We start from the raw sequence: 12,973 nt of genomic DNA on the forward strand, positions 1-12,973 counted from the left end.
AATCATCATGCGTTACTTGATCGCTATCGTTCTCTCAATTGTGACACTCACTGGCTGTCAAACCGCTTATTATTCCGCCATGGAGCAGGTCGGGTATCACAAACGCGACATTATGGTCGACCGGGTGGAAGACGCCAAAACATCACAACAAGAAGCGCAACAAGAGTTTAGCAGTGCGTTGGAATCTCTGTCTGCGTTGACGAACTTCGATGGCGGAGATCTGGAAGCGGTGTACAACCAGATCAACGATAAATATCAGGACAGTGAACAGGCCGCTCAGGATGTACGTAACCGTATCGCCGCGATTGAAGATGTCTCACAAGCCCTGTTTGACGAATGGCAGGATGAGCTGGATCTCTACACCAGCGCCAAACTGCGCCGCTCCAGCGAGCAAAAACTGCGTGACACCAAAAGTTCATACGACAGCATGATTGCCGCCATGAAACGCGCGGAGCAAAAAATGACGCCAGTACTCAATACGCTACGCGACAACACGCTGTATCTCAAACATAACCTCAACGCCAGCGCGATTGGCTCGTTGCAGGGGGAATTCGCTGATCTCGAGCAGGATATCCAGTTCGCCATCAAACAGATGAACGCGGCGATCGCTGAATCCGACAAGTTCCTCAAACAGCTGAACCAGAAATAAGTCTCACCAGCAGGTCAGTTTCCGCTGGCCTGCGCTTGCTCCAGACCCAATACGTCAATCACAAACCTCGCCCGCAACGCCAGCGAAGCAAACGGCACTTCGATCACGTCAAACCCCAGAGTTCGATAAGTCGCGATCAATTGCTCGTGAATCACCAGCGCCTGCTCAAATGGGTACGGACGCACCTCATCCTGAACATAGATCGACGCCTCCGGACGACACATCAGCACCTGAGGATGATACCCCTCACACTCTGTACGGTAGACTTGATCCACGGCCAGCCCGGCTTCCATCAGATAGGCACAAATATCGGGAATACCTCGATCGAGCAGGGCCACCGGACACGTCGCCGCCTGCTGTTTTTGGACGCACATCACGTCAAAGCACAAACGGGCAAAGCCGGGCAGATCGTCCCACGGCAAAATGCCATCGGGAAGACGGCTCTGCTGCTCAATTAACCTGCGTGAGGCTTCTTCAAATGTGGCGAAACCGCGTGCACCAAGTGCGCGTATCAGGCTGGTTTTGCCCGCCCCCGGCCCGCCGGAAATGATCACCGGTTTCATCATGTCACCTCCTCAGATGGCATAAAAAAGCCCCAAGTTGGTGCACAACTTGGGGCTGGACGTTCGGACTCAATGAGCCAGAATTACTTCGCGTCGCGCGCCGCGCGCTTACGATCGTTTTCCGTCAGGTGTTTCTTACGGATACGAATGCTTTCTGGCGTCACTTCCACCAGCTCATCGTCATCGATAAACTCAAGCGCCTGCTCTAGCGTGTACTTGATTGCTGGAGACAGTACTTGCGCTTCATCAGTACCCGATGCACGAACGTTGGTCAGCTGTTTGCCTTTCAGACAGTTCACTGTCAGGTCGTTCGAGCGGTTGTGAATACCGATGATCTGGCCTTCGTACACTTCGTCAGCGTGCTCTGCAAACAGGCGGCCACGATCTTGTAGGTTAAACAAGGCGTAAGTCAGCGCTTTACCGGTTGCGTTAGAAATCAACACACCATTGTTACGTTGACCGATAGTACCGCCTTTGTGCGGGCCATAGTGATCGAATGTGTGGTACAGCAAGCCAGAACCAGAGGTCAGCGTCATGAACTCTGTTTGGAAACCAATCAAACCACGTGATGGCATAACGAAGTCCATGCGCACACGGCCTTTACCGTCTGGTGCCATATCGGTCAGTTCACCTTTACGCAGACCGATATTTTCCATGATGCCACCTTGGTGCTCTTCCAACACGTCGATGGTTACCGTTTCAAACGGTTCCATTAACTGGCCGTTCTCTTCTTTGATGATCACTTCTGGACGTGATACGGCCAGCTCAAAACCTTCACGGCGCATGTTTTCAATCAAAATAGACAGGTGAAGCTCACCACGACCTGATACTTTAAATTGATCTGGGTTGTCAGTCTGCTCTACACGCAGCGCCACGTTGTGAACCAGTTCTTTTTCCAGACGCTCAAGGATGTTACGTGAGGTCACGAATTTACCTTCTTTACCCGCGAATGGCGACGTGTTGACCTGGAAGGTCATGGTCACGGTCGGCTCATCCACAGACAGAGCAGGCAGCGCCTCAACCTTGCCTTGGTCACAGATGGTGTCAGAAATTTTCAGCTCACCTAAACCGGTAATGGCGATGATGTCACCCGCGGTCGCTTGCTCAACATCATGACGCTCAAGACCAAGATAACCCAGAACCGTACCAACTTTACCGTTGCGGGTTTTGCCGTCAGCACCCACTACTGTCACTTGCTGGTTCGGCTTCACTGTACCGCGCGTCACACGACCAACACCGATCACACCCACGTATGAGCTGTAATCCAGCTGAGAAATTTGCATCTGCAGAGGACCATCCAGATCGACTTCTGGCGCCGCCACTTCTTCAACGATGGTTTCGAACAGCGGTTCCATGTTTTCGCCGGTCTCACCCTCTTCCAGTGATGCCCAGCCGTTGAGTGCGGATGCGTAAACCACTTTAAAGTCCAGCTGTTCATCAGATGCACCCAGGTTGTCAAACAGGTCAAAGACCTGATCCATCACCCAGTCAGGACGCGCGCCAGGACGGTCAATCTTGTTGATAACCACGATAGGCTTCAGGCCATGTGCGAACGCTTTCTGTGTAACGAAACGAGTTTGCGGCATCGGGCCGTCAACCGCGTCAACAATCAGACAAACGCAATCAACCATCGACATGATACGTTCTACCTCACCACCGAAATCGGCGTGTCCCGGGGTATCAACGATGTTGATACGGTAGTCGTTCCAGTTGATGGCCGTGTTCTTCGCCAGGATGGTGATACCACGTTCTTTCTCGATGTCGTTCGAGTCCATGACTCGCTCTTCAGCTTCACCGCGAGACTCAAGCGTGCCTGATTGTTGCAGCAGTTTATCAACCAGTGTGGTTTTACCGTGGTCAACGTGTGCGATGATCGCGATATTTCTTAATTTATCAATCTGTGGAGTAGTCATGAATTAGATTCACTCGGTAGTCGAAGTACACCTTGCGACGCAGCCGCCGTAAGTCATACAGGTTTGATTAAAAAAACGGCCAATAATGTACCAGATTTTGCGGAAAAACCTAGAAATATGTGATCTCCACCAGAGCATTTCCGCCCTTTATCAGACTAGTCGTCAACGGGCCTAACGGCCAGCGGAGTAAATCGAGATTGACATTGGTGCGGATCAGAGGCTGAATGATACGGTTACCGGGGCACATACGGACACACATCCGTTCAGCGCACCAAATTAGTGCAACAAGCGATCATTTTGGTGCAGTCGTTTGCACCAAAATAAACACAAAAGCACTAAAACATTGAAAGTAATGGAATATTTTTTTTGGCATAGTTTTAGCTATAGAAAAATCAGCATCGATTAATCAAATTGAAATGACATTAATCAATGCTGGATTTATCCGAATCGAGCTAATACCGCTTTAATAACACTGGAGGTTATCCAAGATGTCAGTAGAAAACGTTCTATCGCTGATCCAAGAAAACGAAGTTAAGTTTGTTGACCTGCGCTTCACTGATACAAAAGGTAAAGAGCAGCACATTTCTATCCCTGCGCACCAAATCGATGCTGACTTCTTCGAAGAAGGTAAGATGTTCGATGGTTCTTCTGTTGCTGGCTGGAAAGGTATCAACGAGTCAGACATGGTGATGATGCCAGACGCATCGTCTGCAGTGCTTGACCCGTTCACTGAAGAAGCGACACTGAACATCCGCTGTGACATTCTGGAACCTGCTACGATGCAAGGTTACGACCGTGACCCTCGCTCGATCGCGAAACGTGCTGAAGACTTCATGCGTTCAACCGGCATTGCAGACACAGTGCTGATCGGCCCAGAACCAGAATTCTTCCTGTTTGACGACGTGAAATTCTCGACCGACATGTCAGGCTCATTCTACAAAATCGACGACGTCGAAGCCTCTTGGAACACAGGTTCAGACTACGAAGAAGGCAACAAAGGTCACCGCCCAGGCGTGAAAGGGGGTTACTTCCCTGTCGCTCCAGTCGATTCTTCTCAGGATATCCGTAGTGCCATGTGTCTGGTGATGGAAGAAATGGGTCTGGTGGTTGAAGCGCACCACCACGAAGTGGCAACGGCAGGTCAGAACGAAATCGCGACCCGTTTCAACACGCTGACCACGAAAGCGGATGAGATCCAAATCTACAAGTACGTTGTGCACAACGTGGCACACGCGTTTGGTAAGACAGCCACATTCATGCCAAAACCTCTGGTTGGCGATAATGGCTCTGGTATGCACGTGCACCAATCACTGGCCAAAGACGGCGTTAACCTGTTTGCGGGCGATAAGTACGGCGGCCTGTCTGAAACCGCACTGTACTACATCGGTGGTATCATCAAGCACGCTCGCGCCATCAACGCTTTTGCGAACCCATCCACCAACTCGTACAAGCGTCTTGTCCCTGGCTTTGAAGCGCCGGTTATGCTGGCTTACTCAGCACGTAACCGCTCAGCGTCTATCCGTATCCCAGTGGTACCAAGCCCGAAAGCACGCCGTATCGAGGTTCGTTTCGGTGACCCAGCAGCCAACCCATACCTGTGTTTTGCAGCCATGCTGATGGCAGGTCTGGACGGTATTAAGAACAAGATCCACCCAGGCGAAGCGATGGACAAAGACCTGTACGATCTGCCAGCAGAAGAAGCGGCTGAAATCCCAACCGTGGCTTACTCGCTGAAAGACGCACTGGAAGAGCTGGACGCAGACCGTGAATTCCTGACCGCCGGTGGCGTGTTCTCTGACGATTTCATCGACTCTTACATCTCGTTGAAAGCTCAGGATGTTGAGAAAGTAAACATGACCACGCACCCACTTGAGTTCGAACTGTACTACTCAGTATAAGACAGTCCGGTTGCATAAAATCAAGGCTCGCCTCGCAGGCGGGCCTTTTTGTTATTTACGATACTCAACCCTGGCGTATCCTGAAAAACTCACCACGGCAACACACAGGTCGACAATGCATTATTGGCTCAGCGGGCTGGCCACTCTGCTCAGCACTTCCCTATTTGCTGGCGACATTTATCACTGGCAGGACGAAAAGGGTGTGATCCATTTCAGCGATGTTCCGGCCCACCCACAAGCCCAGTCGGTCACTCTGCCGTCCAGCAACACAGCGCTACGCCCAGCACCAGCCGCGCTCACGCCGACGAGCGCAGCCTCTACCACCATTACGGAGACCGTCACCATCGTCTTCCCTGCCATGGACGCCACCATTCGCAGCAACGCAGGCAACCTCCGCATCCAGGTCCAGGTCAGTCGGACGCTGGCCGAAGACGAAACCCTGCAGCTCCTGGTCGATGGCCAGCCCTGGGGCGCCCCTCAACGCCGATGGGAGTGGCAACTGCACAATATGGATCGCGGCTCACATGAACTGAGCGTGCGTCTGCAGAGGTCTGGCAAGCTTATTGCAACATCAGGATCGATAACGGTGCATTTACATCGTGCGTCCGTCAAATCGCCACGTTCTTAACCGATATATCCGGTTTTTCGCTTTCTCTTACAGGATGAATGCGCCATACTGAAAAACACAACGCACCAATTTGGTGCATTGCATTATTTTGGAGCAATAACAAGGATGACGTTGTGAGCAGCGAACTGAGTCAGACCATTTTAAACAACCTGGTGACCGCCACCCTGATGCTGGACGAAGCACTGGTGGTGCGCTACGCCAACCCAGCCGCCGAGCAACTGTTTTCGCAAAGTGCCAAGCGCATGCTGGACCAACCACTGTCTCATCTGATCCAGCACGCTTCTCTCGATCTGGCGCTGCTGTCTCAACCATTGCAGAGCGGACAAAGTATCACCGACAGCGACGTGACGTTTGTCGTCGATGGACGGCCGCTGATGCTGGAAGTAACAGTAAGCCCGCTGACCTGGCACAAAGGTCTGATGCTGTTGGTGGAAATGCGCAAAATCGATCAGCAGCGCCGTCTTAGTCAGGAACTCAACCAACACGCCCAACAACAGGCGGCGAAACTGCTGGTGCGTGGTCTGGCCCATGAAATCAAAAACCCGCTCGGCGGTCTGCGTGGCGCGGCGCAGTTGCTGGAACGTATGCTGCCCGATCAGAGTCTGACCGAGTACACCCAGATCATCATCGAACAAGCAGACCGGTTGCGGGCGCTGGTTGACCGGCTGCTCGGACCGCAAAAGCCCGGTAAGAAACGCTCGGAAAACCTGCACGTGATCCTGGAAAAAGTCCGCCAACTGGTTGAGCTGGATGTCGGCAGTCAGGTGGTCATCGAACGAGACTACGATCCCAGCCTGCCGGATTTACTGATGGACACCGACCAGATCGAGCAAGCATTGCTGAACATCGTCAGTAATGCCGGCCAGATTTTGCTGGCACAGCAGCACGGAACCATCACCTTACGCACCAGAACGGTGCATCAGGCCAATATCCACGGTCAGCGCTACAAACTGGCCGCACGCATTGAAGTGATCGATAACGGGCCAGGCATTCCGAGCGAGCTGCAGGACACGCTGTTCTACCCTATGGTCAGCGGGCGCGAAGGCGGCACCGGACTGGGCTTGTCCATCGCTCAGAACCTGATCGATCAGCACCGGGGCAAAATTGATGTCGAGAGCTGGCCGGGACAAACCACATTTACGATTTATTTGCCGATTTAGGCCAACTTGTTGCTGGAAGGAAACGATTTATGAGTAAAGGATACGTCTGGGTTGTCGACGATGACAGCTCCATTCGGTGGGTTATGGAGAAGACCCTCAGCTCAGCCAATATAAAATGCGACACCTTTTCCGACGCCGAGAGCGTTCTGCTTGCGCTGGAGAGGGAGACGCCGGATGTGCTGGTGTCCGATATCCGCATGCCGGGCATGGATGGCATTCAGCTGCTCAATCAGGTACACAGCCGCTCTCCTGACCTGCCGGTCATCATCATGACAGCGCACTCCGATCTGGATGCAGCGGTCAATGCTTATCAGAAAGGCGCGTTCGAGTACCTGCCGAAGCCGTTTGACGTCGATGAAACCCTGACGCTGGTCGAGCGGGCCATCTCCCACAGCCAGGAACAGAAACGCGAGCAGGCAGCCGAAGAGGATGTGATGGGCAATACGCCAGAAATCATCGGTGAAGCGCCCGCCATGCAGGAAGTCTTTCGCGCTATAGGGCGTTTGTCCCGCTCTTCCATCTCTGTCCTGATCAACGGCGAATCGGGCACCGGTAAAGAGTTGGTCGCCCAGGCACTGCACCGACACAGCCCGCGTGCCAGCAAACCATTTATCGCGCTCAACATGGCTGCGATTCCGAAAGATCTGATCGAGTCTGAGTTGTTCGGTCATGAGAAAGGCGCGTTTACCGGCGCCAATAATGTCCGTCAGGGGCGCTTTGAGCAAGCTAATGGTGGCACGCTGTTCCTCGATGAGATCGGCGATATGCCGCTTGACATCCAAACCCGGTTACTGCGCGTGCTGGCCGACGGTCAGTTTTACCGGGTCGGCGGTCACTCGCCGATCAAAGTCGATGTGCGTATCGTGGCCGCCACTCACCAGAATCTGGAAAAACTGGTCCATCAGGGCGATTTCCGTGAAGATCTGTTCCACCGTCTCAATGTCATCCGGATTCAGATCCCGGCGCTACGTGAGCGCAAACAGGATATCGAGAAGCTGACGCAACATTTTCTGGCTCTGGCAGCCAAAGAACTGGGCGTTGACATGAAAACCCTGCACGCTTCCACGGTTGAGATCCTCAATCGTCTCGACTGGCCGGGCAACGTGCGTCAGTTGGAAAACATCTGTCGCTGGCTGACCGTCATGGCCAGCGGCAGCGAAATCCTGCCTGGTGACCTGCCCGGTGAGTTGTTGGAAGAAAAAACGGCCTATTCCCCCAGTGAAGGCAGCAGTTGGCAACAGCAACTGGAAAATTGGGCCAGACAGGCATTGGCTGCCGGCGAAACCGAAATTCTCGCCTACGCTTTGCCCGAGTTTGAGCGCATCTTACTCGAAGCCGCTCTGTCACACACCAATGGACATAAGCAGGATGCCGCCAAAGTCCTCGGCTGGGGGCGCAACACTCTGACCCGAAAGTTAAAAGAGCTGTACTGAATTGGGTGAATTTTGTTAATTATTGGGGAGAAAATACTCGCCCGATATTTATAAAACAGATAGTATTTTACCTATGAGCCTTTCATAGTGCGTGGTCTATGCGTCTAGCCAGTAAAATCACCCTACGTACCGCTGTCGTGGTGCCGTTCGTGATGATCGTCCTGTTCACGATTGGCGTGATTGTGGCCGCGCAGAAACGTAACTATGAAGAGATGGTGCAAGACGTCAGCCTCAAACAACTCGGCTCGCTGACCAACAATGTGACCCTGGAGCTGCGCAATTTTCTTGAGGCGCCTTTTCAAATCAACCAGATCCTCAGCCATGGGATCAGTTATCACCAACTGTATCCCTCATCCGATCTTTCGGCGGTAGAGAATTACCTGCGTAGCAGTTTCACCCGCATCTATCAGCCGTTGCAACAAATCGACGTGATCAGTTTTGGTAGTGAAGGCGCCGAGTACGTCGGGATCCGCAAAGAACCAAACCAAGAGTATGCACTGATGGTCAAAGATGCCCGTACCGCGCAGGTTCTGACCATTTACCAGAGCGATCGCATCAGTGACGATGTCCGCTCGTCCATCGCGGATTACAACCCCAAACTCCGCCCCTGGTACACACCGATCGTGGCCAACCCTGAGCCCGCCTGGTCACCAATTTACGCCAATGTGGATGAAAAGCAGGAAGTCACCCTGTCTGCGCTGGCACCGGTGATGGACGGATCACAGCTGTTGGGGGTAATGGTGACCGATGTCAAAATCAATACGTTCAACGCCTTCCTGCGTCGCCTGCACCGTAACACCACCGCACTGGTTTACCTCACCGACATCCAGCAACGTCTTATCGCCTCGTCAAGTAAAAGCAGTATCGTTTCCTGGGGCACTGAACAGACGCAAGCAGGCGAACGGTTGCTGGCCACCGAAAGCATAAACCCGGTGATCGCCGCCGGTTCCGAATACGCGCGCCAGCATCAACTGACGCAAAACAAAAGCACCCAGCATTTTTCGTTTGCTCAGGACGGTGACCGTTACTTCAGTCTGTTGACGCCATACCATGACCCGCACGGGCTGCAGTGGTACATCGGTGTGATCATTGCGGAAACCGATCTGCTCGGCACTCTGCCACAAAAGCAGGAGAAAAGCTGGCTGCTGGGGATTGGGGTCAGTGTGATCGGTATTTTGTTGGGCCTGGTCGCATTTAACCGCATCATGGCCCCCATCACCACGACAGCCAATACCGCCAGACGGATCGCCCAGGGAGACTGGGACAGCCAGTTGCCAAAACCTGGACAGATTTATGAGACCAGCATGCTGGTCAACGCATTCAACGAAATGACCAATAGTCTGAAAGCGTCATTCGACGCCCTGCGCTACCAGCTGTTATATGACTCACTGACCAAACTCTACAGCCGTCAGGGGCTGATCGACACCGGAAACAACCTGTTCCATCTCAACGGCAGTTTACTGCTGATTGGGGTCAATAAATTCCGTGAGATCAACGACAGTTTAGGCCACAACCATGGTGACCAGTTGCTGTTGAACATCGCCGAACGTCTGCGTAGCTTTACCAGCCCGGACAGCCTGCTTGCCCGCATTGGCGGCGATGAGTTTGCGATTTATCTGCCAGATCCAATGTCCGCAGCTCAGGTCCATGATATGGCCAATCACATCCAGCAACGCTTCGCAGCGCCATTTCGCATGCAGGGCGAGCATATTGTGGTCAGTGTGTCTGTCGGGGTTGTGGCCGAGTGTCGGGAAACGGATATGGCGACCTGGCTGCGTAACGGCAGCATTGCCCTGAGTAACGCCAAACGCGAACTGAGTGGCATCAGCGACTACTCTCCGGAAATGGCCGACTTGTCACTCAAACGCACCCGGATGCTGACCAAGATCCGCAGTGGCATTGAACGGCAGGAATTCGTGCCGTTTTATCAGCCGATCGTCGATCTGAACAGCGGTGAAATCGTCGGTGCCGAGGCGCTGGCGCGTTGGCTGTCGCCCACTACCGGCATGATCCCACCGATTGAGTTTATTGCGCTGGCCGAAGACAGCGGTCTGATCGGTCAAATAGGCGAACAGATCCTGTACCAGGCATGTCGGGACACCATGCTCGGCATTGAGCAAGGCAAGTGGAGTGCGGATTTCAAGCTGCATGTGAACTTGTCCGTCAATCAGCTCTCCCAGCCCAATCTGCTGACCAGTCTGAGTGAGATTTTGCGTAACACCGGCATGAACGCCAGCAACCTAACGCTGGAAATCACCGAATCACGGATTGTTGATAAAGATCCAGTGATCGCGGACAACATGCGGTCCATTAAACAACTGGGGATTAATATCGGCATCGATGATTTTGGCACGGGTTACAGTTCACTGGCGTACCTTCATCAGCTGCCATTCGACTGTCTGAAAATCGACCGGGCCTTCGTTGAGAAAATGCGCCCGGATACTCTGCACGACTCGATTGTCGCCGCCATCATTACGATGACCAAGAGTATGCAGGTCGACCTGATTGCCGAAGGGGTGGAAACCGAGGAACAGGCGCAAATGCTACAGCAACTTCACTGCCCCCATGCGCAGGGCTACCTCTACAGTCGGCCGGTTCCATTCGATGAATGGCCAACAGATTTAGTAAACATGCATTAATAATCACCCCATTTCCGTACATTTCACCACTTTCCATACTGACACCCATCCGATCGATTTTTATACTTAGCAAAAACCTATGAGCAGGATCCCCATCATGATAACCAAGAATTTACCGCTGACGGATTTGCACCGTCACCTGGATGGCAACATTCGTACCCAAACGATTCTCGACTTGGGACAAAAGTTCGGTGTTGCCCTGCCCGCTTCTGACGTGGCTGGCTTGACCCCTCATGTGCAAATTGTGGAGGCCGAACCATCTCTGGTCGCCTTCTTGTCCAAACTCGACTGGGGAGTCGCCGTACTCGGGGACTTGGATGCCTGCCGACGCGTGGCGTATGAAAACGTCGAAGACGCCCTCAACGCACAGATCGACTACGCTGAATTGCGTTTTTCTCCCTACTACATGGCGATGAAACACAACTTGCCCGTTGCCGGTGTGGTCGAAGCCGTGGTGGATGGCGTGCAGGCTGGTGTGCGTGATTTTGGTATTCAGGCCAATCTTATCGGTATTATGAGCCGCACATTCGGTACCGATGCGTGTCAGCAAGAACTTGATGCGATCCTGACTCAGAAAGACCACATCGTTGCCGTCGACCTTGCCGGTGATGAGCTGGGACAGCCGGGAGAGCGCTTTGTGAAACACTTCACACAAGTTAAAGATGCTGGACTGAACGTCACCGTTCACGCCGGGGAAGCGGCCGGGGCCGAGAGTATGTGGCAGGCGATTGAAGAGCTGGGGGCGACACGGATTGGCCACGGTGTCAAAGCGGTTCACGATCCGAAACTGATGGACTACCTGGCAGAAAATCGCATTGGTATTGAGTCATGCCTTACCTCAAACTTCCAGACCAGTACGGTAGAATCTCTGGCCAACCATCCGTTAAAAACCTTCCTCGAGCATGGTGTTCTCGCTTGTCTCAATACCGATGACCCGGCCGTGGAAGGTATCGAACTTCCTTATGAGTACGAAGTGGCTGCCCCTAAAGCTGGCTTGTCTCAAGAGCAGATTCGCCAGGCTCAAATCAATGGTCTTGAAATCGCCTTCTTGTCCGACAACGAAAAGCAAGCATTACGAGAGATTGCGGCTCAGCGTGGATAAATAGCGATTGATAACTTCTGGCGCCGACACCTGTGTGTCGGCTTTTTTGTTCCTGTCAATATACTCACCTTTTCTTGTGGCCCCTCTCAGGCAAGTAACAAGTAAGTTGGAGAATAGCAATGAGACTCAGGATGGATACGCAGGGTGCTGGTAATCAAATTCTCACCCAGCATAGCCTGTTCTAAGCCTGAATAGACAAACGACTATCGGCTGACAGTTCACGGCGATCGCACACGTTGTCACAGATTTTCGTTTAACCGCAGGAGTGCACATCGGGCACACAAACCTAGAGAGTATTAAATAGAGGGCGTGAGATGATCTATCAGACAACTGAAATGAAAAAAGCCTCGCTATTTCTAGCGAGGCTTTTCAATAGTGGCGGAGAGATAGGGATTTGAACCCTAGATACGCTATTAACGTATGCCGGTTTTCAAGACCGGTGCTTTCAACCACTCAGCCATCTCTCCACAAATTGTCACTAAACACCGAGTCTTACACTTATGCTGCTGGATATTTAGCTGTGTTTTCAGAGTATATTCACTAAAAAATGAGTATCTGAAAACGATATTAAAGCCTGGCGATGTCCTACTCTCACATGGGGAAACCCCACACTACCATCGGCGCTAATTCGTTTCACTTCTGAGTTCGGCATGGAATCAGGTGGGTCCAAATCGCTATGGTCGCCAAGCAAAATTTTGTCTGGAACAAAATTTAACGCACTTTAGTGCGGCCCGAAGGGTTAACGACATGGATGTCGTTAATAAATTCCATTCCTAAATTCGGAAAGCTGTTTTTTAATTCTCGTTCTTACACATTCAATGTTCTTTCATTGAGTCCATCAAAACCCCTTGGGTGTTGTATGGTTAAGCCTCACGGGCAATTAGTACAGGTTAGCTCAACGCCTCACAACGCTTACACACCCTGCCTATCAACGTTCTAGTCTCGAACAACCCTTTAGGACGCTTAAAGCGTCAGGGAAGACTCATCT

Annotated in this window: 9 protein-coding genes, 1 tRNA gene and 2 rRNA genes; 7 read left to right on the forward strand and 5 right to left on the reverse strand. The window is 52.4% G+C overall.

The window, feature by feature from the left end:
- Positions 1-7 precede the first annotated feature (7 nt).
- Positions 8-649 carry a DUF2959 domain-containing protein gene (locus CAG64_RS10570; protein ID WP_161488278.1) on the forward strand — a complete coding sequence of 214 codons (642 nt, stop codon included), beginning with the start codon at positions 8-10 and terminating at the stop codon, positions 647-649.
- Positions 650-663: 14 nt separating this feature from the next.
- Here the strand turns inward: CAG64_RS10570 and CAG64_RS10575 are convergent, their stop codons facing one another.
- Together CAG64_RS10575 and typA are read right to left on the reverse strand one after the other, a co-directional pair.
- A complete protein-coding gene (locus CAG64_RS10575) occupies positions 664-1,212 on the reverse strand; it encodes an AAA family ATPase (protein WP_161488280.1) in 549 nt (182 codons plus the stop codon).
- An 83-nt stretch (positions 1,213-1,295) separates the two neighbouring features.
- Positions 1,296-3,125: a translational GTPase TypA gene (typA, locus tag CAG64_RS10580; RefSeq protein ID WP_021704678.1), complete on the reverse strand. Its 1,830-nt coding sequence runs from the start codon at positions 3,123-3,125 to the stop codon at positions 1,296-1,298.
- A 488-nt stretch (positions 3,126-3,613) separates the two neighbouring features.
- On the opposite strand from typA, the gene glnA reads away from it, so the two are divergent.
- The 6 genes from glnA (at position 3,614) to add (ending at position 11,985) form a co-directional block, all read left to right on the forward strand.
- The gene (glnA, locus tag CAG64_RS10585) at positions 3,614-5,023 is read left to right on the forward strand and encodes a glutamate--ammonia ligase (protein WP_021704679.1); all 1,410 of its coding nucleotides are present in this window, start codon (positions 3,614-3,616) and stop codon (positions 5,021-5,023) included.
- A gap of 115 nt (positions 5,024-5,138) precedes the next feature.
- On the forward strand, positions 5,139-5,651 hold the full coding sequence (locus CAG64_RS10590) for a DUF4124 domain-containing protein (RefSeq protein ID WP_161488279.1): 513 nt from the start codon (positions 5,139-5,141) through the stop codon (positions 5,649-5,651).
- 113 nt (positions 5,652-5,764) lie between these two features.
- Complete coding sequence (gene glnL, locus CAG64_RS10595) at positions 5,765-6,811, forward strand: nitrogen regulation protein NR(II) (protein WP_161453776.1); 1,047 nt, start codon at positions 5,765-5,767, stop codon at positions 6,809-6,811.
- A gap of 29 nt (positions 6,812-6,840) precedes the next feature.
- Positions 6,841-8,244: a nitrogen regulation protein NR(I) gene (gene glnG / locus CAG64_RS10600; protein WP_021704682.1), complete on the forward strand. Its 1,404-nt coding sequence runs from the start codon at positions 6,841-6,843 to the stop codon at positions 8,242-8,244.
- A 98-nt stretch (positions 8,245-8,342) separates the two neighbouring features.
- Positions 8,343-10,883, forward strand: coding sequence for a bifunctional diguanylate cyclase/phosphodiesterase (locus CAG64_RS10605; RefSeq protein ID WP_161447597.1), 2,541 nt, complete (start codon positions 8,343-8,345; stop codon positions 10,881-10,883).
- A gap of 97 nt (positions 10,884-10,980) precedes the next feature.
- Positions 10,981-11,985, forward strand: coding sequence for an adenosine deaminase (gene add, locus CAG64_RS10610; RefSeq protein WP_161447598.1), 1,005 nt, complete (start codon positions 10,981-10,983; stop codon positions 11,983-11,985).
- A 376-nt stretch (positions 11,986-12,361) separates the two neighbouring features.
- Here the strand turns inward: add and CAG64_RS10615 are convergent.
- From CAG64_RS10615 to CAG64_RS10625, 3 genes are all read right to left on the reverse strand, one after another.
- Positions 12,362-12,452: transfer RNA gene (locus CAG64_RS10615), tRNA-Ser, on the reverse strand.
- 105 nt (positions 12,453-12,557) lie between these two features.
- Positions 12,558-12,673 (reverse strand): 5S ribosomal RNA (gene rrf / locus CAG64_RS10620).
- A gap of 171 nt (positions 12,674-12,844) precedes the next feature.
- A 23S ribosomal RNA gene (locus tag CAG64_RS10625) occupies positions 12,845-12,973 on the reverse strand; the annotation flags it as partial.

Source organism: Vibrio sp. V38_P2S17PM301 (genome assembly GCF_009904845.1).
Classification (GTDB): domain Bacteria; phylum Pseudomonadota; class Gammaproteobacteria; order Enterobacterales; family Vibrionaceae; genus Vibrio; species Vibrio proteolyticus.

What these genes read in the sequence shown, in the direction of transcription:
- CAG64_RS10605 (WP_161447597.1), top strand. Translation starts at nt 8,343, where the DNA reads ATGCGTCTAGCCAGTAAAATCACCCTACGTACCGCTGTCGTGGTGCCG.
- glnA (WP_021704679.1), top strand. Translation starts at nt 3,614, where the DNA reads ATGTCAGTAGAAAACGTTCTATCGCTGATCCAAGAAAACGAAGTTAAG.
- CAG64_RS10575 (WP_161488280.1), bottom strand. Translation starts at nt 1,212, where the DNA reads ATGAAACCGGTGATCATTTCCGGCGGGCCGGGGGCGGGCAAAACCAGC.
- CAG64_RS10590 (WP_161488279.1), top strand. Translation starts at nt 5,139, where the DNA reads ATGCATTATTGGCTCAGCGGGCTGGCCACTCTGCTCAGCACTTCCCTA.
- glnG (WP_021704682.1), top strand. Translation starts at nt 6,841, where the DNA reads ATGAGTAAAGGATACGTCTGGGTTGTCGACGATGACAGCTCCATTCGG.
- CAG64_RS10570 (WP_161488278.1), top strand. Translation starts at nt 8, where the DNA reads ATGCGTTACTTGATCGCTATCGTTCTCTCAATTGTGACACTCACTGGC.
- typA (WP_021704678.1), bottom strand. Translation starts at nt 3,125, where the DNA reads ATGACTACTCCACAGATTGATAAATTAAGAAATATCGCGATCATCGCA.
- add (WP_161447598.1), top strand. Translation starts at nt 10,981, where the DNA reads ATGATAACCAAGAATTTACCGCTGACGGATTTGCACCGTCACCTGGAT.